A 23,309-nucleotide genomic window follows, 5' to 3' on the forward strand; every position below is an offset into this window, starting at 1 on the left:
AACTCGTCACCCCCATCGCCCTTGAGAAGGAACTCCGTTTCGCTATCAGGGAAGGTGGAAAGACCGTGGGAGCAGGTGTTGTAACCGAGATTATAGAATAAGGGGTAGAAGATGAGGCAGAGAATCAGGATATGCCTGAAAGCCTTTGATCACAGACTGCTTGATCAGTCGGTGAAAGAGATCGTTGAAGCAGCAAAGAAGACAGGGGCGCAGGTGGTTGGACCGGTACCGTTACCCACGAGAATACAGAAGTTCTGTGTGCTGAGGTCACCTCATATTGATAAGAAATCAAGAGAACAGTTTGAGGTGAGGACACATAAGAGGTTGATCGATATCGTCGAGCCGACACAGCAGACCGTAGACGCGCTCATGAAACTGGAACTTTCAGCCGGTGTTGACGTGGAGATAAAATCTTAGGAGTTCTTTATGGCAATGACAGACCTGATAGATATTAAGGGTGAGAAGGTGGGTGAAATCGAAATTAAAGACGAGATCTTTAATTGTGAGGTGAAGCCCTACCTTATTCACGATGTCGTAAAGATGCAACTTGCTAACAAAAGGAGCGGTACGGCATCTACGAAGACACGAAAAGAAGTGAGCGGTGGCGGAAAAAAGCCTTACCGGCAGAAGGGCACAGGGCGAGCTAGGCAAGGTACCTCAAGGTCACCTGTCCAAGTAGGCGGTGGAACAGTGTTTGGTCCGCATCCGCGAAGCTATCGCTATCTGCTTCCGAAAAAGGTGCGAAGAAGCGCCCTAAGATCAGCACTTACGGTAAGATATACGGGATCGGAAATGAAAGTTCTCGATAGGTTGGAACTTGCGGGGATCAGCACGAAAACTTTTAACAGCATCCTGAAATCACTGAGCCTCACAAAGCCGCTGTTTATTATCGACAAGAAAGATGAGATTGTGGAGAAGTCGGCAAGGAATATTCCATATGTAAAAGTCCTAAAGGTAGATGGGCTGAATGTGTATGACGTAATCAGGCACGAGCAACTGATCGTGACACTGGATGCACTGCGGAGGATTGAAGAGGTGCTTGTATCATGAACGAATACGACGTGGTAGTTAGGCCCATAATTACAGAAAAAAGCTCGCTCCTGAAAGAGACTTCGAATCAATATGTGTTTGAGGTTCAGAGGGATGCGAATAAAATAGAAATCAAAAAGGCTGTCGAGAAGCTGTTCAAAGTGAAAGTTGTCTCGGTAAGCGTAATACAGCTTGAAGGAAAGAAGAAGAGGGTCGGAAGGTTCTCAGGCAAGAAGCCTGATTGGAAAAAAGCGTACGTGAAGTTGAGTCCTAAAGACAAAATAACAATTTTTGAAGGTGTATGATGGGCGTCAGGGAATACAAACCTACTTCTGCGGGTCGAAGATTTATGAGCGGCCTGACCTACAATGAGATTACCAAAGATAAGCCGGAAAAGTCGCTCCTGAAGCCGCTGAAGAAGACCGGGGGAAGGAATAATTCTGGTAAAATCACCACGCGCCACATTGGAGGCGGACACAAGAGAAGGTACAGGGTAATTGATTTCAAAAGGGATAAATTTGAGATACCCGGCAAGGTTCGCGGCATAGAGTATGACCCGAACAGGTCTGCGCACATAGCGCTTATTTATTATGCCGATGGAGAAAAGCGGTATATGATTGCTCCCCATGGAATGAAGGTGGGCGAAATTATCATATCGAGCAAAAGAGTGGATACGGAGATTAAGGAAGGTAACGCACTTCCGTTGCGGTTCATACCGCTCGGGACTTTTGTTTATAATGTTGAGATGAAGCCCGGTAAGGGCGGACAGCTTGCAAGAGGTGCGGGAAGCTACGCTCAGCTCGTGGCGAAAGAAGGAGATTATGGCCATGTTCGGTTGCCGTCAGGAGCGGTGAGGCTTATCCACCTTAACTGTGTGGCTACCATTGGGCAAGCGAGCAATATAGATCATGAGAATATAACGGTAGGAAAGGCCGGGAAACCCCGGTGGCTCGGCATCAGACCGACAGTAAGAGGGACGGCGATGAATCCTGTCGATCACCCTCTGGGCGGCGGCGAAGGCCGGTCAAAGGGTGGAAGGCATCCTTGCTCACCTTGGGGTCAGTTGGCCAAGGGAATGAAGACAAGAAAGAATAAGAGAACAGATAAATTTGTAGTAAAGAAAAGGGATTAGGAGGTTTCCATGGCGAGGTCTTTAAAAAAAGGGCCGTACGTGGGCGGAAAGTTAGTAGAGAAGGTCGAAGAGATCAAGGAGTCCAAGAGTTCAAAGGCAATAAAAACCTGGTCAAGAAGCTCGACGATCATTCCGGATTTTATCGGGCTCACCTTCGCGGTTCATAACGGAAAGAAATTCATACCGGTCTTCATAACGGAAGAGATGGTTGGGCATAAACTGGGTGAGTTTTCTCCCACAAGGACATTTCACAGCCATTCGGGGGATAGAAAGGCAAAAGTGGCGAAGAGAAAGGATTAATGTATGGAAATTATTGCCAGAGCAAAAATGATACGGATATCCCCGAGAAAAGTAAGGCTCATAGGGGACCTGCTGAAAAAAAAGAATATCAATGATGCAAGTGGTCTGCTCACATATATGCCGCAAAAGGCGTCGGGCATCCTAAAGAAACTTTTAGACAGTGCCGTTGCCAACGCAAGACAGAAGAAGTATGTGGATATTGACAATCTTTTTGTGAAGAATGTTATCGTCGATGGCGGACCAGTCATTAAGAGATTTCTGCCGAGGGCCATGGGAAGGGCTACGAAGATCAGAAAACGGATGAGCCACATCACTATGGTTTTAGATGAATCATAATTTTGGAGGATAAATGGGTCAGAAGACAAATCCTTTCGGTTTCAGGCTTGGTGTAATAAAGACATGGGATTCCAGATGGTTTGCATCAAAGAATTATGCCAAATTTCTCCACGAGGACTTGGCTATCAAGAAATTCCTTAAAGAGAGACTCCACCAGGCCGGGATTTCGAAGATAGAGGTCGAGAGGGCTGCAAATAAGGATAAGAGGGCAAAGATCAACATCTTCACGTCAAGACCTGGCCTTGTTATAGGAAGAAAAGGCGCTGAGGTAGAAAATCTGAAGAGAGAGCTTCAACGCATCACAGATAAGGAGATTATCCTGAACATCACGGAAGTGAAGAGGCCCGAGATAGATGCACAACTTGTGGCGGAAAATATCGCACTTCAGCTTGAGAGAAGAGTGTCCTTCAGAAGGGCGATGAAACGGAATGTCTCGCAGGCGTTGAAGTTCGGGGCGAAAGGCATCAAGGCGATGTGTGCAGGAAGGCTTGCGGGCGCCGAGATGGCAAGGACGGAATGGTACCGAGAAGGCAGGGTACCTCTTCAGACAATAAGGGCCGATATTGACTATGGCTTCGCGATAGCGAGCACGAAATATGGCGTCATAGGGATTAAAGTGTGGGTTTTTAAGGGCGAAATTTATCAGGAGGCAAGATAATGCTTGCACCAAAGAGGGTTAGATACAGAAAACAGATGAAAGGCAGAATGAAAGGGTCTGCGAGCCGAGGCAATAAAGTGAGTTTTGGGGAATATGGACTTCAGGCCCTTGAGTGTGGATGGATCACATCTAGACAGATAGAGGCTGCCAGGGTCGCACTCACGAGATTTGTCAAGAGAACAGGCAAGGTCTGGATCAGAGTATTTCCTGATAAACCCATTACCAAGAAGCCAGCGGAAACACGCATGGGTAAAGGAAAAGGACCTTCGGAAGGTTGGGTTGCGGTTGTGAAGCCAGGAAAGATTCTGTATGAGATTCAGGGCGTACCCGAAGACAAGGCGAAGGAAGCTCTAAGGATTGCTTCTTTTAAACTGCCCATAGGTATGCGGTTTATAACGAGAAGCGAGGAATGAGGAATAATGAGAGCGAAGGATCTGAAGGAACTCACAAAAGAGGAACTTATCAAGAGGAAGAAGGACCTGAAGGAGGAAATGTTCAATCTCAGGTTTCAGCTTTCTACGGGGCAGCTGGAAAATACCGCGAGAATGGGCATTCTGAAAAAGGATGTAGCAAGACTTGAGACGATTTTGAGGCAGAAGGAATTACACGCTTAAGGGGTAGTTATGGAACTGAAAAGCAGCATCGGAAGAAAAAAAATTATCGGGATTGTTATTAAAGACAAGATGGATAAAAGTGTGGTGATTGAAGTCGAGAAATTCTTGAAACATCCCAGATACCATAAATATTTGAAGATGAAGAAGAAATACAAGGCACACGATGAGGCAAATGTGTGCAAGGTGGGAGATAAGGTTCTTCTCGTCGAGACGAGGCCGCTGAGCAAAGACAAGAGATGGTTGGTAAAAGAAGTGATAAAACGGGAGGCACCTGTAGCGATAGTTAAGGACGAGGTGGTAAAGGATGATACAGGAGCGAACTAAACTCGACGTGGCGGACAATTCGGGAGCCAAGAAGCTTGGATGTATACGGGTTCTCGGGGGATCCAGGAAGAGATATGGAACGGTAGGGGATATTATTGTGGCATCAGTTAAAGAGGTTATCCCCAATTCGAAGGTAAAGAAGGGCGATGTAGTGAAAGCGGTGATTGTACGAACTAGCAAAGAGATCAGGCGTATTGACGGATCGTATGTGAGGTTTGACGACAACTCTGCAGTCATTATCAACCAGTATAATGAACCGATCGGCACGAGGATATTCGGTCCGGTCGCAAGAGAACTGCGCGCTAAGAAGTTCATGAAGATAGTATCCTTGGCTCCGGAAGTGGTGTAGTGCCGGGAAGCGTGAGGCGATAGATGGGTAAATTATTACCATACGATACTGAAAGGGCTTCCTCCAGGGGTCCACAGAGTGAGATGAGGTAATTATGGAGAAACATTATCATGTGAAAAAGAATGACCTTGTAATGGTGAGCACCGGTAAAGATAAGGGTAAAACCGGAAAGGTGCTGAGGATCATAAAGAAAAAGGATCGGCTTATTGTTGAGAAGATAAACATGATAAAGAGGCACGTGAAGCCGAGTCAGAAAGCAAAGGGCGGAATCATGGAAAGGGAAAGCCCCATCCATGTGTCGAACGTGATGATTTACTGCGAAAAGTGCTCAAAACCTGTGCGGGTGGGCAGGAAAATTCTTGAGGACGGCAAGAAGATAAGGTTCTGCAAGAAGTGCGAAGAGGTCATTGACAAGTAGGAGGCAACTGTTGAAGACAGGATATGTGGAATATTATGAGAAGGAAGTAAAAGCTGCTTTGATGCGGAGGTTTAAATACAAAAATGTAATGCAGGTGCCGAAGATCGAGAAGATAGTGGTAAATGTGGGTCTGGGGGAGGCTATTCAGAACATTAAAGCTCTTGACGCTGCATCTCATGATATTATGCTTATCACTGGTCAGAAACCGGTTATTACAAAGGCGAAGAAATCGATCGCGTCCTTCAAATTGAGGGAAGGTATGTCGATCGGTTGCATGGTTACGCTCAGACAGGAGCGGATGTACGAATTTTATCGAAAGTTGGTTACGATCGTACTTCCAAGGGTTAGAGACTTCAAGGGCGTCTCTCCGAAATCCTTTGACGGGAGAGGGAACTACACCTTGGGCCTCAAAGAGCAGACTCTGTTCCCTGAAATAGAATATGATAAGATTGATAAGGTAAGGGGTATGAATATTACCATCACCACAACAGCGCCTTCAGACGAGGAAGGATTTGAACTTCTGAAGCTTATGGGCATGCCTTTCAGAGTTTGACGGAGGACCAGATGGCACGAAAAGCGATGATAGAAAAGACCAAGAGAACTCCTAAATATAAAGTAAGAGCCAGGAATAGGTGTGTGGTTTGTGGGAGGCCGAGAGGTTACTTGGGTAAGTTCCAGATGTGCAGAATATGCTTCAGGCAGCGATCCTTAAGGGGAGAGGTTCCTGGAGTTATAAAATCGAGTTGGTAAGGGGGCAGTTATGGGTATGGTAGATCCAATCGCCGATATGCTTACGAGAATAAGAAACGCGATCATGGCCCGACATGAATCGGTTGACATACCTTATTCCAATATGAAACTCGCTATATCCAAGATTCTTAAGGAGGAGGGTTACATAAGGAATTATAAGACTTTCGTCGATGAGGCTCGCAAGAGGTTTCTGAAAGTATATCTGAATTACGATGAGAACAATAAGAGCGTGATCACAGGCCTTAAACGGGTGAGCAAGCCCGGCAGAAGGGTCTACGTGAAAGCGGAAGGTATACAGAGTTTGAAAACGCGGCTCAGCCTTGTGGTTCTTTCTACATCGAAGGGACTCATGACTGACATAAATGCAGGGAAGAATAAAGTAGGAGGGGAACCCCTCCTCATGGTCTGGTGAGGTAACAATGTCAAGGATAGGCAAGAAACCTATTATGGTGCCGGCAGGCACGAAATTGGAAATTAAAGACAATATGGTTTTTGTTGCCGGGCCGAAGGGCAATTTGGCGAGACCTTTGTTGGAGGGGTTGCAGGTAAACTTTGACGGCAATACGGTCACGGTGACGAGAGACAGCGAAGAGAAAAAGATCAAGGGTTTCCACGGGCTCATGAGGACGCTTATCTCTAATATGGTAGAAGGCGTTGACAAGGGCTTCGAAAGAAAGCTGGAGATCGTGGGTATTGGCTACAGGGCTGAAATTCAAGGTGACAACGTGGTTTTTTACCTCGGTTATTCACACCCGATTGCATTTGCTCTACCTGAGGGCATTTCCGCACAGATTGAAAAACAGACCTTGCTAACGATAAGGGGCATCAATAAAGAACTTATCGGAGAGGTGGCTGCAAAAATGAGGGCGCTTAGGTCGCCTGATGTGTATAAGAACAAAGGTGTGAAGTATGCCGACGAAGTCCTGAAGAAAAAAGCAGGCAAAAGCGGGAAGTAAGGGGTATGTAAATGGATAGAAGAAAGAAGACCGAAGCAAGAGCGCGAAGAAAGAGACGGATCAGAAAGAAAATATCGGGCGTTGTGGATAAACCGAGACTGTGTGTATACAAAAGCCTGAAAGAGATATATGCCCAGCTTATTGACGACTCGGCTAGCAAGGTGATCACTGGGGTATCGACACTGTCGAAAGAAGTGAGAACGGAGCTTAAATACGGCGGGAATGTCGAAGCGGCAAAGAAAGTCGGTCTGCATATAGGTAGGAAAGCTAAGGAACTGGGAGTTGAACATGTAGTGTTTGACAGGAATGGTTTTAAATACCATGGCAGAGTTGCTGCTCTTGCAGAAGGCGCGAGAGAAGCCGGGTTAATTTTCTGAGAGGGAGGTAAACTGTTGGTTGAGAAAAAGCGAACAGAGGCAGACGGACTAGAACTACAGGACAGGCTGGTTTACATAAATCGGGTTGCGAAAGTAGTGAAGGGCGGAAGAAGGTTCAGCTTCAGTGCGATTGTGGTTGTCGGGGATGGCAACGGCAAAGTCGGCTATGGTCTTGGAAAGGCCAACGAAGTGCCTGACGCGATCCGAAAAGCTGTGGAGCGTGCCAAGAAAGATATTATTGAGGTACCTGTCACTAAAGGGACGATCCCACATGAGATCATGGAAAAATATGGTACCAGCCAGGTGTTCATGAAGCCGGCCAAAGAGGGCACAGGTGTTATAGCGGGTCGGGCAGTCCGTGCCGTCGTGGAGGTTGCTGGAATAACAAATATACTGACAAAATGCTATGGCTCCAGAAACTATCATAATGTGGTAAAAGCCACGATCAAGGGGCTTTCTCTGTTGAAGTCGCCTGAATTTTCCTTGAAACAGAGAGGGAAGACAAGGGGCGAGGAGGGATAACTTGGACTACATCAAAGCGAAATGGGTTAAAGGCTATATAGGGCGTACAAAGGATCAGAGAGACACGGTGCGCAGCCTCGGATTCAGGAAGCTGCAGGAGGAGAGAGTCCTCAAGAATACGCCTGAAATAAGGGGCATGATAAAGAAGGTCATGCATCTTGTGAGAATTGTGGAGGATGTATAATAAATGAGACTGTCTGACTTAAAGCCATTCGTTGGATCCAGGAAGAATAGAAAGCGTGTAGGAAGAGGAACGGGATCAGGCCTAGGTACGACTGCTGGCTATGGGAACAAGGGACAACGTTCGACAAGCGGCGGTTCAAAGGGCAAAAGCTTCGAGGGCGGACAGATGCCGCTCACAAGAAGAATCCCGAAGAGAGGTTTCAAAAACCCCTTCAGAGTTGAGTTTGCCGTTATAAAAGTAGAGGACCTTGAGAAGTTCAGGGGCAAGGAACAAGTAGGAATACAGGATATCATAGAGGCAGGATTTGTAAAGAAAATCAGAAATGGAGTGAAACTGTTGTCGGACGGCGAGATCGACTTCCCTATCAAGATAACGGTTCATAAAGCATCCAAAAAGGCGATAGATAAGATTACCGCGCAGGGTGGCTCTGTGGAGGTACTGGTTTAATGGGAGGTTTCCAGAATATTGGGAAAATCCCTGAGCTTAAACGGAGAATAATTACAACTCTTTTTCTGCTGTTGGTCTATAGAGTTGGTGTCCATATCCCCACTCCCGGTATAGACGGGAAAGTGCTCGCAGGTATCTTTGAAAGGGCACGCAGCACGTTGCTTGGGTTTTTCGATATGTTTGCCGGTGGAGGCCTCGAAAGACTGTCTATATTTGCCCTTGGTATTATGCCGTACATAAGTGCGTCCATCATTTTGCAACTGCTGACGGTGGTAGTACCGACGCTTGAGAAGTTATCAAAAGAAGGAGAGGCCGGAAAGAAGAAAATCACACAGTATACAAGGTACGGTACTGTAGTGATCAGTCTTATACAGGGCTTTGGGATTGCCGTAGGCTTGGAACAGATGAAGGGCGCTGCTGGAGAGCTCGTGGTGTATAACGCAGGATGGAGTTTCAGGCTTATGACCATGATAACGCTTACCGCAGGTACGTCATTTATCATGTGGCTCGGGGAGCAGATTACAGAGAAAGGCATCGGAAACGGCATTTCTCTTATTATCTTCGCGGGTATTGTGGCGAGGATGCCCAATGCTATCGCTCAAACAATGACACTAGTCGGTGGTGGCGAGCTGAATTGGTTTTTTGTCCTTGTCGTAGTGGTTATGATGCTGATTGTGATTGCTTTCATCATCTTTATGGAAACATCCCAGAGGAGGATTCCCGTACAGTATGCGAAGCGTGTAGTTGGGAGAAAAATGTACGGAGGCCAGACGACACACCTGCCACTCAAGGTGAATACAGCAGGAGTTATTCCACCCATATTTGCATCGTCCATAATTATGTTCCCCGCAACGATAGCGAATTTTATCGACCATCCTTGGATGAAAAATGTTGCCGGATACCTTACCCCAGGAAGTTGGATGTACGAGATCATGTACGTGAGTTTTATCATTTTTTTCTGTTTCTTTTATACCGCTATTGTCTTTAATCCGGATAACGTGGCGGATAATATGAAGAAATATGGGGGGTATATCCCCGGCATAAGACCAGGTAAGAGGACTGCGGAGTATATAGAGAAAATTCTTTCTAGGGTGACCTTTATTGGGGCAATTTATATTTCGTTTGTCTGCGTTCTTCCTACATTGCTGGTGAAGAAATTCAACGTGCCTTTTTACTTCGGTGGCACCGCTTTGCTGATTGTTGTAGGTGTGGCTCTTGACACTATACAGCAGATTGAATCGCACCTCATCCTGAGGCATTACGACGGTCTTGTTAAAAAGTCAGGAAGGATAAAAGGGAGAAGGTGATTTTGAAAGGGGCTCGATACGGCGTTTGCCGGAATCTGCCCATATGTGCAGACTACTGTCCCGCATGGTGGCTCGTGGAAACTGGATGGACTGGAGTTAAGAGAATAAGAGAAGAGATGTAAGTTGTTGCCGAATGATTATATTAAGAAATTCGGAAGAGATAGAAAAGATAAAGACCGCAAGCAGATATGCGATGGAGATATTGTTGCACGTAAAAAGTACTGTCCAGGAAGGCATGAAAACGATGGACCTGGAGGCGGTTTGTGAGGAGCGAATAAAGAGCACAGGGAAGATAAGGGCTGCTTTTAAGGGTTATAGCGGGTACCCCTATTGCCTGTGCGTGTCAGTGAATGATGAAGTAGTACACGGTATGCCAGGAGAAAGGATTTTAAAGGAAGGGGATATCGTGAGTATAGATTTTGGAGTGGCTTATGAAGGCTATTTCGGGGATGTTGCGCTGACCGTTGGGGTCGGTAAAGTTTCTCAAAAGGCCGAAAGACTTATGAAGGTTACGGAAGAGAGCCTGTACCGTGGCATAAGCGTGGCCTCGGGAGGGAGGAGATTGCATGATGTCTCTCATGCAATCCAGTCTTGCGTGGAGTCGGCCGGGTTTTCGGTGGTGAAAGAGTTTGTGGGGCATGGTATAGGAAGAAGCCTGCATGAGGAACCTCAGGTGCCTAATTTCGGGGAAAAAGGCACGGGGGTAAGACTTAAGAAAGGCATGGTGCTGGCAATAGAGCCGATGGTTAACATAGGGGCAAGCGATGTTATGATCAAAGAGAATGGTTGGACTGTAGTTGCCAAAGACGGCGGTCTGTCTGCCCATTTTGAGCATACCGTGGCTTTGAACGAAAATGGCGCTGAGATTCTAAGCGCATTGTGAAGGGAAGATGCCAAAAGGCGAAGGAATAGAGATAGAGGGTACAGTTATAGAGCCGTTGCCGAATGCGATGTTCAGAGTAGAACTTCCCAATGGCCATAAGGTGCTGGCCCATGTATCAGGCAAGATGAGGATGCACTATATTAAGATCCTGCGTGGAGACAAGGTGGTTGTTGAACTTTCACCGTACGATCTCAGCCGCGGAAGGATTATTTACAGAGTCAAGTAGGAGGAAGAAATGAAGGTAAGACCCTCAGTAAAGAAGCGGTGTGATAAATGCAAGATCATCAAGAGGAAAGGGGTACTGAGAGTGATATGCGAGAACCCCAAACATAAGCAGAGACAAGGCTAAGGAGGTATGACGTGGCAAGAATCGCGGGTGTCGATATACCGAGGGACAAGAGGATAGAGATTGCGCTCACGTATATATATGGAATAGGAAGGGCACTTTCAAACCAGATTATTGCTGAAGCCGGAATAGACCCTGACAAGAGGACTAATGCGCTTACGGACGAGGAGATTGCCAAGATAAGGGAGATCATTGAGAGGACGTATAAGGTTGAAGGTGATCTCAGGAAAGAAGTAAGTATCAATATAAAGAGACTCATGGATATAGGCTGCCGTAGGGGCTTGAGACACAGAAGAGGACTGCCGGTGCGGGGTCAAAGGACGAGAACCAACGCTCGCACGAGAAAAGGCCCGAGAAAGACATCAATGAAACGAAAAAAATGAGGTGGTAGATGGCGAGAACCAAAAAAACAGGCAAGAAAAAGATTAAGAAGAATGTGCCTATAGGAGAAGCTTATATCCAGTCGAGCTTTAATAACACGATCATCACTATAACGGATCCTCAGGGTAATGTCGTTTCCTGGTCAAGCGGGGGCGTTGTGGGATTTAAAGGTTCGAGGAAAAGCACTCCGTTTGCGGCTCAACTTGCTGCCGAGAACGCGGCAAAAAAGGCCATGGAGAGCGGCATGCGGACAGTGGATGTATTTATAAAGGGTCCGGGAGCGGGCAGGGAAGCGGCGCTCAGGGCGCTCCAGAGCGCGGGGCTGAAAATTCATCTGATAAGGGATATCACGCCTATTCCGCATAACGGATGCAGGCCGCCGAAAAGAAGAAGAGTTTAAGGAGGGGAGCATTGGCGAGATATGTAGGACCATCATGCAGGCTTTGCAGAAGAGAGGCAGTTAAACTTTTCCTGAAAGGCGAGAGATGCTACACGGAGAAGTGTGAAATAGAAAAGAGAAACTATCCGCCCGGAGTCCATGTCGAGACGAGAGGAAAATTTCTTGAATATGGATTACGGCTGAGAGAAAAGCAGAAGGTGAGAAAGACCTACGGGTTGAGTGAAAAACAGTTCAAACGGTTCTTTGGCATGGCAGAAAAGAAGAAGGGTATAACGGGTGCGAATTTCCTTATACTGTTGGAAAGACGGCTCGACAATATGGTGTATAGACTGGGATTTGCCACGTCGAGAAAGGAAGCCAGGCAACTAGTATCACACAACCATATCATGGTAAATGGGAAGAAAGTCAATATCCCGTCTTTCATCATAAAGGAAGGAGATGAAATAACTGTAAAGAACAAAGAATTATTCTCAGTCAAGAACGCCCTTGAGTCGGTTGTGAGGAGGGGGGTACCTTCCTGGATTGATCTTGATAAGGAGGAAATGAAGGGCGTGATCAAACTTCTGCCGGTTAGAGAAGACATTACAATGCCGATAAAGGAACAACTCATAGTGGAGTACTATTCGAGATAGTCCTTACCCCAAAGGAGGGCATATGCATATGTTTGAGAAGAATTGGCAGGAATTGATTAAGCCGACGAAAATTGAGATTGAGAAAAAAGACAGCAATTATATAAAGTTCTCTACCGAGCCATTTGAGCGAGGATATGGGATAACGATCGGCAACTCCCTTCGCAGGGTTTTGCTTTCTTCGATAATGGGGAGTGCTATAACATCCGTGTGGATTGACTCGGTGGATCATGAGTTCTCAACCGTAAGGGGAGTTCAGGAGGATGTCACAGAGTTGATCCTCAACTTGAAGAAGGTCGTACTGAGGATGACAGACGACAAACCCAAGGTGATCAAGATTGACAAGAAGGGCGGAGGAGAGGTCAGAGCGGATGACATTACCCATGAAGGTGGTGTCGAGATTATCAATCCAGATCACCACGTGGCGAATCTGAGTGACGACGCGCGACTTTATATGGAGATGAAGGTGAAGGTAGGCAGGGGCTACGTTCCGGCAGATCAAAACCGGGATGAAGGCGATCCTATCGGGACCATACCGGTGGATGCCATATTTTCGCCGATAAAAAAGGTAAGTTATAATGTGACGCCGGCAAGGGTGGGATTCAGAACGGACTACGACAAGCTTACGATGGAAATATGGACTAACGGCAGCGTGAATCCCTTGGATGCCCTTTCATTTGCGGCAAAAATTGTTAAGGAGCAGATGCGCGTTTTTATAAACTTCGAGGACCTCGAAGGTCTGGAAGCCGGAGAAGATAAGGTCCTTGACAAGCAATCTTTCAATGAGAACCTTTACAGGAGCGTTGATGAACTTGAGCTCTCAGTGAGAAGTGCCAACTGCCTGAAGAATGCGGATATAAAATACATTGGAGAACTTGTTCAAAAAACAGAGCAGGAGATCCTTATGACAAAGAACTTTGGTAGAAAATCTTTGAATGAGATAAAAGAGATACTGTCTTGTATGGGCCTCAGACTCGGGATAAAGGTAGAGAATTTTCCGTCACGGGAAGAGTTGGACAAGATAGCATTGAAACGAAAAGATAATATATAGAGGTTTACTATGAGGCATTTGAGGACGGTAAAAACATTAAACAGGACAAAAAGTCATAGAAAAGCGCTTCTCATGAATTTGGCAAATTCCCTTTTCAATCATGAGAGTATAAAGACGACAAGCATGAAAGCTATGGAGTTGCGCAGGGTGGCTGATAGGCTTATAACTCTCGCGAAAAGAAAAGATGCCCACGGCATGCGGCTGGCGTTTGGTTTCTTGAGGGACAAGGAGATGGTGAAGAAGCTTTTCAGTGATATTGGGGACAGATATACCACCATAAATGGCGGTTATACAAGGGTCCTTAAGATAGGCAACAGGAAAGGTGATAACGCCCCCATGGCGATTGTTGAGCTTACACAAAAAAAAGAAAAGAAAGAGAGTTAAACGAACCTCGATAGATTGGGGGATCGTCTAACGGCAGGACGCCAGGCTCTGGATCTGGCTATCTAGGTTCGAATCCTGGTCCCCCAGAATGTGTCCTTCACTAATGAACAGGCGGACGGCGGTCATAATTCCTGCATATAACGAGGAGTACACCATAGGGGATGTGGTGAGGGGCGTGAAAATGCTTGGCGTCGGATATGACGTCATAGTAGTCAACGATAATTCATCCGACAAAACATCAGAAAAAGCGAAAGAAGAAGGAGCAAAGGTAGTCGAGCTGTCATATAATCTTGGCATTGGCGGGGCGGTGCAGACCGGCTATAAGTACGCCTTGGCGGGAGGGTATGACGCATGCGTTCAGGTGGACGGTGATGGCCAGCATCCCACCCAAGAGATCGTCCGTCTGGTTGAAGCCTTATTTGAGAATGGATATGACATGGTGATCGGGTCCAGATTTGTGGAAGACACTGATTATCAGGTGTCTTTTATGAGGGATATGGGAATCAAGATATTGTCGTTTTTCCTCAGAATGACCACCGGCCTTGTGGTGAAAGATCCGACAAGCGGCTTCAGGGCGATAAACAGAAAGGCGCTCACGCTCTTTTCGAGTCAATACCCTCAGGACTACCCTGAACCAGAGTCTCTTGTGTTTGCCCGTAAGAGACGGTTTAAGATCAAGGAAGTACCCGTAAAGATGAAAAGCCGGACGCACGGCATGTCTTCCATTACACCTCTCCTTGCCGCTTACTACATGGGAAAGGTATTGCTTGCCATGTTTATCGCCCTTTTTAAAAAACTGTAAGGGGATGCCACGTATGCTGCGTATACAGATTTTTGTCGGAATTATCAGCCTCGTGTTTTTCGTTGCAACCTTCGAACTGATCCGAAAGGAACACCTGAGGGAGGAATATGCCATACTGTGGCTCCTCATGTCATCCGCCATCGCAGTTCTGAGTCTCTGGCCCGGACTTGTGGGGATTATCAGCAGGGTTACTGGATTTTATTATATTACCGCCTTGATATCTATGGTATTTATTTTTTTTATTGCCCTCCTGATGCATTATTCTATTGCGATTTCAAAGATGAAAGATGTCAACAAAGAGCTGATTCAACGCCATGCCCTTCTGGAACTGAGACTCAGAGAGATTGAGGGAGAAAAAAACGAGACAGGAAACTGAGAGTCCTTGACGGGAGCGGCTTACCTTCCAGCGGGATCTTCTTCTTCAGACTTCGAGCCGATCTTGTCGTAGAGCGCCTTGCGGCTGATACCCAGAAGACGGGCAGCTTGGCTTTTGTTGTTCCCCACGTAGTTCAGGACTTTTTGAATATATTGCGCTTCCATGCTTGCAAGAGACAGGATTTTTTCCCCTTGCGACATTCTCGCCGCATCTTCCACCTGTGAAGTTCCGCTCAATATACCCTCTGTAAGATCGTCTGCAAACATCTCTTCACGATGGGTACTTATGAGGACGGACCGCTCGACGACATTTGCAAGTTCCCTTACATTTCCAGGCCATTCATATGCCATGAGCAGCCTCATCGCCTCAGCAGAAAACCGTTTCTTCTTGCCAGGCCTTGAGAATTTGTCAAGAAAGTAGTCGACGAGGAAGGGAATATCCTCTCTTTTTTTTCTGAGGGGAGGAAGGTTCAAGAGGAGTGTGTTTATCCTGAAGAAGAGGTCTTTGCGAAACCTGCCCTCGTCTACTTCCCTCTTGAGCTGCTTGTTGGTAGCAAAGATGAAGCGTACATCGACCCTAGTCTCCTTGGTATCTCCGAGTTTTCTGAATGCTCCAGTCTCAAGAGCCCTCAGTAACTTCGCTTGTATGTTGAGGCTCATCTCTCCCACTTCGTCCACAAAGAAGGTGCCGTGATTCGCGATTTCGAGGAGGCCCAATTTGTCACTATCCGCCCCTGTGAATGCACCCTTCCTGTATCCGAACAGCTCGCTCTCCAGCATCGTCTCTTGCAGGGCGCTTGAATTGATTGTTACAAAAGGATTTCCCGAGCGGGGACTCAAATCATGTATGGCCCTCGCTGCAAGCTCTTTTCCCGTACCTGTCTCTCCCAGAATAAGAACAGGTGCTGCCGAAAGGGCCACCAAAGAGATCATGTGTTCCACTCTCGCCATTTCGTCGCTCGTGCCGACAAACCTGTCACGAACCCTTATCCGGTGCAGTTGCTCTTCCAGGACTATATTTTTGACCATGAGCATCTTTTTTTCGTACGCCTTTGCGATTACTTTTGAGAGTTCTGACATCTTGCATGGTTTTGTCAGATAATCGTACGCGCCGAGTTTCATGGAGCGGATGGCCGTGGCTACCGAGGCAAACCCGGTGAGTATGATCACCTCAAGGGTGGGTTCGCTATGTTTGAGTTTCATCAGCAATTCAACTCCATCCATATCGGGGAGCTTGATATCAAGGATCACGACATCAACGGTCTCGTCTTTCAGAATAGAAAGAGCTTCACTGGCCCTAAACGCAGTGAGTACTTTCATCTTCTGTTCAGTGAGTTGTTCTCTGAATGCCTCGACGAGCCGAGTCTCATCATCTATGATCAGAACACGAATCATCTTGCGCCCGGCCTTTGGAATAATAGGGAGAAGGTGGTCCCGTGACCGGGGGTGCTTACCATGCTTGTAGCCCCTCCCATATCCTGCATGAGATCATGACACAAGGTTAATCCGAGTCCTATCCCGCTCTTTGATTCCTTTGTTGTGAAAAAAGGCTCGAATATCTTATCTGCAATTGAATCGGGAATCCCCGTACCGTTATCCTCTATCTCGACAAGAACGTGATCTTCCATGGGCATGGTCCTGATCCATATTGCGGCATCAGCCCTGCCTTCGACGGCATCCTGCGCGTTGGTGATAAGATTGACAAATACCTGCCTAAGGGCGTTTGCATCACCCAAAATAAGAGGAGCGGCAAGCGCTGGTTCCCTGGTAATCCGAATCTTTTCAGTGCCGAGGCGTTCGATCACGCCATCAAGCAACTCACCAATGTCGATTTCGGTGATTTCCAGCCCTTCTTTCTGGAGCAAGCTCAGGATATCGGTAGTCACACCCTTACAGCGAAATGCCTCCTCTTCGATAATATTAAGGTAACCCTTGAGTCTCTCCACATCGGCAAGTTTCGGAAGTGATTCGAGACAACTATGTGCGCGTTCAGAGTAAGCCACCAGAGTGCCGAGAGGATTATTCAACTCATGGGCTATTCCTGCTGCGAGCCGGCCTATGGTAGCCACCTTGGCTTCCTGCATCAACTTAGCCCTGGTCTTCACCCGGTCGGTTGTCTCCTCAATGATGCAGAGGAGTCCTTCGATTCCCCCGTTCTTGTCCTTTAAGGGTACCCCTTTGAAGTCTATGAAGTTGTTCCTGTCGCCCCGGTAGGTCATGAACGGAAAATCCCAGAGCTGGAAAGGCTCACCCTCAAGGCCCGCCTCTATATGACGGGCAAGTCCGCACTGAATAGTATAAGGATCCTTAAGCCAGTTAAAACCGATGAGTTTGGTCTCGGCTTCTTTCGCCAGACCGGAGAGGGCCGCTAATGCCGGGTTTATGCTGGTGAATACTCCGTTTTTGTCAAGAGTGAAGATTGCAACGGGAGCATGGTCGATGATCGCCTTGTTAAACTCGTTCAGTTGGCGAAGTCTGTTCGCTACCTTCTTTTTTTCGGTAATGTCTTCGATAGTGCCTTCGTAGAAAAATGTCTTGTCCTTGGCATCGCGCACGATCTCCTGGAAAAGCCATTCACCGCCAATTATGATACGGCTTAAACTTACCTCAGCATCAAAGGACGTTCCATCATGCCTCAGCCGTTGTTGTTTGAAAAATTGCGGACCGCTTAGGGCGGACTCTTTCATTTTGTTTATGAGCATATCTTTTGAGTTCCATCCTCCTGCCTGAACAAGAGGCAGGAATTCATTGAAATCACGGCCTATTACGTGTTCCCGATTACACTTTAGCATCTTTATTGCCTTAATGTTGCAGTCGATGATCATATTCTTCCTGATATGAAAGATAGCGTCGCTTGTATTTTCAAAGAGCGCCCGGTATGCGGAACCGTCTATATCAGGCGGTCCGGCCGGATCGCCGAGGGGGCTTTTGGTATCCTCAAATTGGGCCACTCTACGGCGTAATTCCGTCAATTCGTGAACCAACTGATCTTTTGTCTTTTTTCGATCGTTCATTGTGATATGTGTCGCTTGTGCGTGATGGCAGGATCATTATATACTATTTCACAAGATATTTCTTTGCATAAAGAAGATTGCACATAATGTTTCCTGAATCCCGGCTTACAGACAATGGTTATTTTAAATGCATAATGTGTGACAATTTTTCATACATGTTGTATACAGTATATACAACTCATCAATCCTTATCAATTATCCTAACAAGACACAAGCTCAAGGAAAACAACATAATGCTAACGGCACTGTTATTGCTAATAAACATACAAATAAGAAAATAATTCTGAATGAGGAGGAGTCATATGGGAGGAGGAAAGACATTTTCTACTATCAGGACGCTGCTCAACCGTAATGCAATGCTTTATCCTGAGAAAATAGCTATGAAAGAGGTGGAGGGGGAGAGAGTCTTCACGTACCAGGCAATGAAAGAAAGGGCCAACAGGATGGGGAATGCTCTCATTGGTCTCGGAGCGAAAAAGGGGGATAGGGTCGCCATTCTAAGCCAAAACAGCTTTGAGTATATGGAATCGGCTATCAATGTACCAAATGCCGGATTTATTTTCGTTGTCTGCAATTTCAGGCTGGCGCCGCCTGAAATTGCCGCGGTGCTTACCGATGCCGAGCCGGTGGTACTGCTCGTTCAGCAGCAATTTGTGGAAATTGTGCAGAAAATTAAAGAAAGTATCCCGTCAATCAAATATTTCGTCTATTTCGGGGATCCAGAGAAGAAACCCGAGGGATGGCATGATTATGAAGAATTTATGGATGGAGCATCCACGGATGATCCATCCGTCGAGATTTACGAAGATGATATTGCCATGCTCATGTATACGAGCGGTACCACGGGGCTTCCCAAAGGGGTTATGCAGACCCACGGAAACTACTATCATGCCGGGCGTGTATGTTCCAGGAATAACAATCTGACGACGGACGACCGGGTGTTTATAGTCTGCCCCATGTACCATATTACCGCCCACTACACATTTTTTGGCAGCCTCTATGCCGTCTGTCCGGCATTTGTCTTTTCAAGATGGGATGTCGAACTCTTTTTGTCGGTCACGGAAAAGGAGAAACTGACAGCCGGAATGTTTGCAACCCCTATGGTGATGATGATAATGGATTTTCCTGCTTTCAGGAGGTACGACGTATCGAGTTGGAAGACCCTCTGGTTTGCCGGTGCGGGAATTATACCCGCTGTGTACAGGGAGTTCATTGACGTCTTTGGAAATATTCTTGGCGAACATCATGGAACTACGGAATCTACGGGTGTAACAACGAACCTCTCGGTAAAAGACATCGGGGAGGCGTTCGGGAGAGGGGATTCCAATATCCTGGAATCATGCGGCCGGGCAAGCTACGACATGGAAATTTTGATCGTTGACAAGGCGGGCAAAAGGGTGCCGCCTGGTGGTGTTGGGGAAATGATAGTCAGAGGGCCGGGCATGGGCCTCGGGTATTGGAGGAAAGAGGCTGAGACTGAAAAGGTTTTTAAGGGGGAATGGTTTTACACGGAAGATGTATGCTCTATTGATGAAAGAGGTTACATCAGGGTCATTGACCGTTTAAAAGACATGATTATTACAGGTGGAGAAAATGTATACCCTGCTGAAGTAGAAAAGGTACTCAATGATCATCCTCACGTGAAGGAATCTTGCGTGATCGGGACCCCGCACCCCACCTGGGGAGAAGCCGTCACTGCCGTCTGTGTTCTAAAGGATGGGGCCAAAGCGGGACCGTCCGAGCTGACAGATTATTGCAAAGGGAAAGTGGCGGGGTACAAAGTGCCTAAAACGGTCCACATTATCTCTGCGCTGCCCCGCAATGCAGCGGGAAAGATACTTAAGAGGGAGTTGCGGGAACAATTCGGGAAACCAGAGTCACACTGAAGGAGGTTGAGCGGCATGGAGTTTACAAGAGAATAATTGGACATAAAGCAGGCTGCACCGAGAGAGCTCGCCGAAGGATAATTCAAGGAAAGAGCGAAGGAATTCGACGAAAAAAAGGAGTGTGGTTTTTCCATTTAGAAGAAAGCATGTGAACCAGGATTTGCGGGCACTTTCATAAAAGATGAATATGGCGGAGCAGGGTTTGGCTGCCTCAAAAACACTCCCCGATGGCCGAAGAGTTTTGACGGGCGGACCTTGGATGCAGACTTAATCAGTCTTTTTGTGTACGTTCGGGCTGGAGATAATACTGACCTTTGGTAGCGAATCAACTGAAGCGGAAATCCTCCCGCCTCTTGTGAGTGGAGAGGTCATTAAAGAAAATGGATTTCCCATCAACGGTGCGGTTCTGAACCGTTACCTCGCTTTATAGCCACCAGACTGAGTGAAGCCCCCGTCTCATGGTCGCCTACGACCCGCTCCTGTCCGTTAATAGAGACCATCCTGCGGCTGGCTTGCCATGATAGCGTTGCGGCCAAGTACCTACCGGCGTTCCCACCCAATGGCTGGCATCAGCGATTCGTTGGACCCTTCCGGGTATCATCTATTTGATTCGTGGTGTATCCCAAACAATAGCGACGGACCTGTGGAATTTTCTTGTCTTTTAACAGCTTCCTGCGGTAAATTATTGAAAATTCAAGTTCAATATTTGCTCTATTAACCTGCCCTCTTTTAAAACGAATCCTAATGATGGAGGCGCCTCATTACCGCCATAAACCCGCTTTTATGGCGGACCGGTTTTTGTGGAGAGGATCGCGAATGGATGCTAAAAAATATTTCATCAGTTACACAGAGCGCGATAAAGCATGGGCAACCTGGATTGCGGGCGTACTGGAAGAACATGGTCAGACTGCTCGGATTCAGGCATGGGATATTCTCCCAGGGGAAAATTTTATAACCAAAATGGATAATTTCCTGCGGGAATGTGATGTTTGTATTCCCATTTTTTCAGAGGCATATTTGGATTCCGCCTATTGCAAAGAAGAATGGACAAACGCATTTGGCCGCGCTGTTAAGAAAAAAGACAAAAAGATAATCCCCGTCAGAGTTACAAATGTGGAGCCTGACGGACTTTTATATGGATTAGTATGTATTGATCTACACGACGTCCATGATGAAGAAAAGGCGGAGCAGAAACTTCTAATCGGCATTGGCTTGCAAAAAGTGTCCCGGGAGAAACCCCCTTTCCCAGGGTCAGCAAAACAGCGGGCACCGTTCCCAGGCAGTCTCCCACAGAACAACCTACAGGAACGCAATCCGTATTTTTCAGGACGGGACGAAGAATTAAACGAAATATATACACAGTTCCAATCGGGGGGTACAGCCAAACAGATCATCACCGGTTTAGGCGGTGTCGGCAAGACAGAAATCGCCAAGGAATATGCCCATCGTTCTATAAATGACTACAAAGACGCTATCTGGTGGGTTCACGCGGAAACTGAAATGACCGCTTTCAATGACTGCCTTCAATTTGCCGATGCCTTCGGTCTTATACCAGAAGGCATGGATGAAGGACGAAAGCTAACCCCGGAGCAATTGGGCAGACGCTTGAAAAAATGGTTTTTGACGCACAACTCGTGGCTTTTCATTTTTGACAATGCAGAGTAAAGAAAAGATATTGAGCCTTATATTCCAGGTGTACCAACAGGGCATATTTTGATTACAACGCGCAATGATGACTTAATGCCGAGGAAATCAATTGAAATTGAACCTTTTACTCCCCATGACGCGGCGCAGTTTATACGTACGCGGCTTGACGGGTATACGTGTTTATTTAAAAACAAAGCCGACTTGGCCGCACTGACAGAGCGATTGAACTACCTTCCGCTGCCTTTGGAACAAGCGGCGGCATATATGGAGCGTACCGAAATAACCTGTTCGGACTACCTGGCCTTATTGGTGAATGATGGGGCAATAAAAGCGCTTGAATCAAGCCTGGGTAGACCGGCAAATTATCCCCGCACCGTGATAGAAACCCTGGCGCTTTCTTTTGGCAAGTTGAGTGAAAGCGCGGGGCAATTGCTAAGTCTCTTTGCCTATATGTCGCCGGATGGGATTCCATTGGATTTTTTCGAACGGCAGCGGAAAAAGCTCCCTCCTCTCTTAAGTGAAGATTTGGGGGATGCTTACAAACAAAATGAGATTATTGCGGAATTGTTGAATTATTCTTTGGTAAAGAAGGATAGGAATGTTTTTTATATCCATCGTCTTGTGCAGGAGATTCGCCGCGAACAGATTAAAACTCACGGAACGGATTGGCTATATGTTTGTATGGAGGCAGCAATAGGTGAAATACCGACATTAGACGATTATGGCCGTTTGGAATCGCGCGAACGGTTTGAGCGTATTGCCCCTCATGCTACGCTATAGCGGGGTACGCGGAGAAAGCATATATTGGCAATATTGATAAAGAGAAAAAGACAGCGTTGCTTTATTATTGGTTGGGAAGAGGCAGGCAAGGACTGGCACAGTACGGACAGGCGCTCACGTGGCATGAGAAGGCTTTATCAATCCGCGAAAAAGTTCTGGGCAAGGAGCACCCGGATACTGCCACCACGTACAACAACATTGGGAAGGTCTACTATAGACAAGGAAAGTATGACGAGGCGCTCACGTGGCATGAGAAGGCTTTATCCATCCGCAAAGAGGTTCTGGGCGAGGGACACCCGGATATCGCCGCCGCATGCAACGACATTGGGAGAGTCTACTATAGGCAAGGCGATTATGACAAGGCGCTCATGCGGTATCAAGAGGCTTTATCCATCCGCAAAGAGGTTCTGTGCGCGGAGCACCCGTCCACCGCCATCACGTACAACAACATTGGGAGAGTCTACCATAGGCAAGGAAAGTATGACGAGGCACTGAAATCGTATCAGAAAGGCTTAGTGATCTATAGAAAAGTTCTGGGCACGAAACACCCGTCCACCGCCATCACGTACAACAACATTGGGAGAGTCTGCTATAGACAAGGAGAGTATGACGAGGCACTCATGTGGTATGAGAAAGCTTTATCAATCCGCGAAAAGGTTCTGGGCAAGAAGCACCCGGATACCGCAGCCACATACAACAATATTGGGAGGGTCTACTATAGGCAGGACGACTATGACGAGGCGCTCGCATGGTATGAGAAGGCTTTATCAATCCGTGAAAAGGTTCTGGGCAAGAAGCACCCGGGTACCGCCACCACGTATAATAACATTGCATTTGTCTACGGTAATTAGGGCGATTATCCCAAGGCGCTCACGTGGTATGAGAAGGCTTACCGGATATTACTGCATCAATTAGGAGATACGCACCCAAACACAAAAGTTGTGAAAGAAAATATGAAGGCCGCATATCTCAACACTGATCGTAAGGAATTGTTTGAGGACTGGTTTCAAAGAATGTTTGATGTTTAA

General features: G+C 46.9%; 38 protein-coding genes and 1 tRNA gene. 37 read left to right on the forward strand and 2 right to left on the reverse strand.

Going from position 1 to position 23,309, the window contains the following annotated elements:
• The 33 genes from LBQ00_08975 to LBQ00_09135 form a co-directional block, all read left to right on the forward strand.
• Nucleotides 1-101 (forward strand): hypothetical protein (locus LBQ00_08975; protein MDR2018974.1); only part of this gene is annotated, 101 nt, incomplete at its 5' end.
• 10 nt (nt 102-111) lie between these two features.
• Nucleotides 112-417: a 30S ribosomal protein S10 gene (gene rpsJ / locus LBQ00_08980; GenBank protein MDR2018975.1), complete on the forward strand. Its 306-nt coding sequence runs from the start codon at nt 112-114 to the stop codon at nt 415-417.
• Between the two features lie 9 nt (nt 418-426).
• Nucleotides 427-1,050 carry a 50S ribosomal protein L4 gene (gene rplD / locus LBQ00_08985; protein MDR2018976.1) on the forward strand — a complete coding sequence of 208 codons (624 nt, stop codon included), beginning with the start codon at nt 427-429 and terminating at the stop codon, nt 1,048-1,050.
• Nucleotides 1,047-1,334: a 50S ribosomal protein L23 gene (locus tag LBQ00_08990; protein ID MDR2018977.1), complete on the forward strand. Its 288-nt coding sequence runs from the start codon at nt 1,047-1,049 to the stop codon at nt 1,332-1,334. Before rplD ends, LBQ00_08990 begins: the two co-directional genes overlap by 4 nt.
• Complete coding sequence (gene rplB, locus LBQ00_08995) at nt 1,334-2,161, forward strand: 50S ribosomal protein L2 (GenBank protein MDR2018978.1); 828 nt, start codon at nt 1,334-1,336, stop codon at nt 2,159-2,161. Before LBQ00_08990 ends, rplB begins: the two co-directional genes overlap by 1 nt.
• 9 nt (nt 2,162-2,170) lie before the next feature.
• Nucleotides 2,171-2,461, forward strand: a complete 291-nt coding sequence (rpsS, locus tag LBQ00_09000) for a 30S ribosomal protein S19 (protein MDR2018979.1) — start codon at nt 2,171-2,173, stop codon at nt 2,459-2,461.
• A gap of 3 nt (nt 2,462-2,464) precedes the next feature.
• Nucleotides 2,465-2,797 (forward strand): 50S ribosomal protein L22, encoded by a 333-nt coding sequence (gene rplV, locus LBQ00_09005; protein ID MDR2018980.1) that lies wholly within the window; start codon nt 2,465-2,467, stop codon nt 2,795-2,797.
• 13 nt (nt 2,798-2,810) lie between these two features.
• Nucleotides 2,811-3,455 carry a 30S ribosomal protein S3 gene (gene rpsC, locus LBQ00_09010; protein ID MDR2018981.1) on the forward strand — a complete coding sequence of 215 codons (645 nt, stop codon included), beginning with the start codon at nt 2,811-2,813 and terminating at the stop codon, nt 3,453-3,455.
• A complete protein-coding gene (rplP, locus tag LBQ00_09015; GenBank protein MDR2018982.1) occupies nt 3,455-3,868 on the forward strand; it encodes a 50S ribosomal protein L16 in 414 nt (137 codons plus the stop codon). The genes rpsC and rplP overlap by 1 nt, the downstream gene beginning before the upstream one ends.
• 6 nt (nt 3,869-3,874) lie before the next feature.
• Nucleotides 3,875-4,069 carry a 50S ribosomal protein L29 gene (gene rpmC / locus LBQ00_09020; protein ID MDR2018983.1) on the forward strand — a complete coding sequence of 65 codons (195 nt, stop codon included), beginning with the start codon at nt 3,875-3,877 and terminating at the stop codon, nt 4,067-4,069.
• Nucleotides 4,070-4,078: 9 nt separating this feature from the next.
• Nucleotides 4,079-4,393, forward strand: coding sequence for a 30S ribosomal protein S17 (gene rpsQ / locus LBQ00_09025; protein MDR2018984.1), 315 nt, complete (start codon nt 4,079-4,081; stop codon nt 4,391-4,393).
• The gene (gene rplN / locus LBQ00_09030; protein MDR2018985.1) at nt 4,374-4,742 is read left to right on the forward strand and encodes a 50S ribosomal protein L14; all 369 of its coding nucleotides are present in this window, start codon (nt 4,374-4,376) and stop codon (nt 4,740-4,742) included. The genes rpsQ and rplN overlap by 20 nt, the downstream gene beginning before the upstream one ends.
• A 94-nt stretch (nt 4,743-4,836) precedes the next feature.
• Complete coding sequence (gene rplX / locus LBQ00_09035; protein ID MDR2018986.1) at nt 4,837-5,160, forward strand: 50S ribosomal protein L24; 324 nt, start codon at nt 4,837-4,839, stop codon at nt 5,158-5,160.
• Nucleotides 5,161-5,170: 10 nt separating this feature from the next.
• Nucleotides 5,171-5,713 carry a 50S ribosomal protein L5 gene (gene rplE, locus LBQ00_09040; GenBank protein ID MDR2018987.1) on the forward strand — a complete coding sequence of 181 codons (543 nt, stop codon included), beginning with the start codon at nt 5,171-5,173 and terminating at the stop codon, nt 5,711-5,713.
• An 11-nt stretch (nt 5,714-5,724) separates the two neighbouring features.
• Complete coding sequence (locus tag LBQ00_09045) at nt 5,725-5,910, forward strand: type Z 30S ribosomal protein S14 (protein MDR2018988.1); 186 nt, start codon at nt 5,725-5,727, stop codon at nt 5,908-5,910.
• A 10-nt stretch (nt 5,911-5,920) separates the two neighbouring features.
• Nucleotides 5,921-6,322, forward strand: a complete 402-nt coding sequence (rpsH, locus tag LBQ00_09050; GenBank protein MDR2018989.1) for a 30S ribosomal protein S8 — start codon at nt 5,921-5,923, stop codon at nt 6,320-6,322.
• A 7-nt stretch (nt 6,323-6,329) separates the two neighbouring features.
• Nucleotides 6,330-6,866 (forward strand): 50S ribosomal protein L6, encoded by a 537-nt coding sequence (gene rplF / locus LBQ00_09055; GenBank protein MDR2018990.1) that lies wholly within the window; start codon nt 6,330-6,332, stop codon nt 6,864-6,866.
• Nucleotides 6,867-6,877: 11 nt separating this feature from the next.
• The gene (rplR, locus tag LBQ00_09060; protein ID MDR2018991.1) at nt 6,878-7,243 is read left to right on the forward strand and encodes a 50S ribosomal protein L18; all 366 of its coding nucleotides are present in this window, start codon (nt 6,878-6,880) and stop codon (nt 7,241-7,243) included.
• 15 nt (nt 7,244-7,258) lie between these two features.
• Nucleotides 7,259-7,765, forward strand: a complete 507-nt coding sequence (gene rpsE / locus LBQ00_09065; protein MDR2018992.1) for a 30S ribosomal protein S5 — start codon at nt 7,259-7,261, stop codon at nt 7,763-7,765.
• 1 nt (nt 7,766) lies between these two features.
• A complete protein-coding gene (gene rpmD / locus LBQ00_09070; protein MDR2018993.1) occupies nt 7,767-7,949 on the forward strand; it encodes a 50S ribosomal protein L30 in 183 nt (60 codons plus the stop codon).
• A 3-nt stretch (nt 7,950-7,952) separates the two neighbouring features.
• On the forward strand, nt 7,953-8,396 hold the full coding sequence (gene rplO / locus LBQ00_09075) for a 50S ribosomal protein L15 (GenBank protein ID MDR2018994.1): 444 nt from the start codon (nt 7,953-7,955) through the stop codon (nt 8,394-8,396).
• Nucleotides 8,396-9,703, forward strand: coding sequence for a preprotein translocase subunit SecY (gene secY, locus LBQ00_09080; GenBank protein ID MDR2018995.1), 1,308 nt, complete (start codon nt 8,396-8,398; stop codon nt 9,701-9,703). The genes rplO and secY overlap by 1 nt, the downstream gene beginning before the upstream one ends.
• Before the next feature lie 133 nt (nt 9,704-9,836).
• Nucleotides 9,837-10,586: a type I methionyl aminopeptidase gene (map, locus tag LBQ00_09085; protein ID MDR2018996.1), complete on the forward strand. Its 750-nt coding sequence runs from the start codon at nt 9,837-9,839 to the stop codon at nt 10,584-10,586.
• A 7-nt stretch (nt 10,587-10,593) separates the two neighbouring features.
• A complete protein-coding gene (infA, locus tag LBQ00_09090; protein ID MDR2018997.1) occupies nt 10,594-10,812 on the forward strand; it encodes a translation initiation factor IF-1 in 219 nt (72 codons plus the stop codon).
• A gap of 9 nt (nt 10,813-10,821) precedes the next feature.
• A complete protein-coding gene (rpmJ, locus tag LBQ00_09095; protein MDR2018998.1) occupies nt 10,822-10,935 on the forward strand; it encodes a 50S ribosomal protein L36 in 114 nt (37 codons plus the stop codon).
• Nucleotides 10,936-10,946: 11 nt separating this feature from the next.
• On the forward strand, nt 10,947-11,315 hold the full coding sequence (rpsM, locus tag LBQ00_09100) for a 30S ribosomal protein S13 (GenBank protein MDR2018999.1): 369 nt from the start codon (nt 10,947-10,949) through the stop codon (nt 11,313-11,315).
• 8 nt (nt 11,316-11,323) lie between these two features.
• A complete protein-coding gene (gene rpsK / locus LBQ00_09105) occupies nt 11,324-11,713 on the forward strand; it encodes a 30S ribosomal protein S11 (protein MDR2019000.1) in 390 nt (129 codons plus the stop codon).
• A gap of 11 nt (nt 11,714-11,724) precedes the next feature.
• Entirely contained in the window at nt 11,725-12,345 is a 621-nt protein-coding gene (gene rpsD / locus LBQ00_09110) for a 30S ribosomal protein S4 (protein ID MDR2019001.1), read from the forward strand.
• A 28-nt stretch (nt 12,346-12,373) separates the two neighbouring features.
• On the forward strand, nt 12,374-13,393 hold the full coding sequence (locus LBQ00_09115) for a DNA-directed RNA polymerase subunit alpha (GenBank protein ID MDR2019002.1): 1,020 nt from the start codon (nt 12,374-12,376) through the stop codon (nt 13,391-13,393).
• 9 nt (nt 13,394-13,402) lie between these two features.
• The gene (gene rplQ / locus LBQ00_09120; GenBank protein MDR2019003.1) at nt 13,403-13,777 is read left to right on the forward strand and encodes a 50S ribosomal protein L17; all 375 of its coding nucleotides are present in this window, start codon (nt 13,403-13,405) and stop codon (nt 13,775-13,777) included.
• A gap of 16 nt (nt 13,778-13,793) precedes the next feature.
• A tRNA-Gln gene (locus LBQ00_09125) sits at nt 13,794-13,864 on the forward strand.
• A gap of 16 nt (nt 13,865-13,880) precedes the next feature.
• The gene (locus LBQ00_09130) at nt 13,881-14,579 is read left to right on the forward strand and encodes a glycosyltransferase family 2 protein (GenBank protein MDR2019004.1); all 699 of its coding nucleotides are present in this window, start codon (nt 13,881-13,883) and stop codon (nt 14,577-14,579) included.
• A gap of 13 nt (nt 14,580-14,592) precedes the next feature.
• Nucleotides 14,593-14,955 carry a DUF2304 domain-containing protein gene (locus LBQ00_09135; GenBank protein MDR2019005.1) on the forward strand — a complete coding sequence of 121 codons (363 nt, stop codon included), beginning with the start codon at nt 14,593-14,595 and terminating at the stop codon, nt 14,953-14,955.
• Nucleotides 14,956-14,975: 20 nt separating this feature from the next.
• On the opposite strand, the gene LBQ00_09140 is transcribed toward LBQ00_09135, so the two are convergent.
• Nucleotides 14,976-16,349, reverse strand: coding sequence for a sigma-54 dependent transcriptional regulator (locus LBQ00_09140; GenBank protein ID MDR2019006.1), 1,374 nt, complete (start codon nt 16,347-16,349; stop codon nt 14,976-14,978).
• Nucleotides 16,346-17,968 carry a PAS domain S-box protein gene (locus LBQ00_09145; GenBank protein ID MDR2019007.1) on the reverse strand — a complete coding sequence of 541 codons (1,623 nt, stop codon included), beginning with the start codon at nt 17,966-17,968 and terminating at the stop codon, nt 16,346-16,348. The genes LBQ00_09140 and LBQ00_09145 overlap by 4 nt, the downstream gene beginning before the upstream one ends.
• 302 nt (nt 17,969-18,270) lie before the next feature.
• Here LBQ00_09145 and LBQ00_09150 point away from each other — a divergent pair, with 302 nt between their 5' ends.
• The 4 genes from LBQ00_09150 (at nt 18,271) to LBQ00_09165 (ending at nt 23,132) form a co-directional block, all read left to right on the forward strand.
• Nucleotides 18,271-19,854 (forward strand): AMP-binding protein, encoded by a 1,584-nt coding sequence (locus LBQ00_09150; protein ID MDR2019008.1) that lies wholly within the window; start codon nt 18,271-18,273, stop codon nt 19,852-19,854.
• Nucleotides 19,855-20,670: 816 nt separating this feature from the next.
• Entirely contained in the window at nt 20,671-21,519 is an 849-nt protein-coding gene (locus LBQ00_09155) for a toll/interleukin-1 receptor domain-containing protein (protein ID MDR2019009.1), read from the forward strand.
• A 48-nt stretch (nt 21,520-21,567) separates the two neighbouring features.
• Nucleotides 21,568-22,281 (forward strand): hypothetical protein, encoded by a 714-nt coding sequence (locus tag LBQ00_09160; protein MDR2019010.1) that lies wholly within the window; start codon nt 21,568-21,570, stop codon nt 22,279-22,281.
• 56 nt (nt 22,282-22,337) lie between these two features.
• Complete coding sequence (locus LBQ00_09165) at nt 22,338-23,132, forward strand: tetratricopeptide repeat protein (GenBank protein MDR2019011.1); 795 nt, start codon at nt 22,338-22,340, stop codon at nt 23,130-23,132.
• Nucleotides 23,133-23,309 lie beyond the last annotated feature (177 nt).

Source organism: Syntrophobacterales bacterium, assembly GCA_031274925.1.
GTDB lineage: Bacteria > Desulfobacterota > Syntrophorhabdia > Syntrophorhabdales > Syntrophorhabdaceae > PNOM01.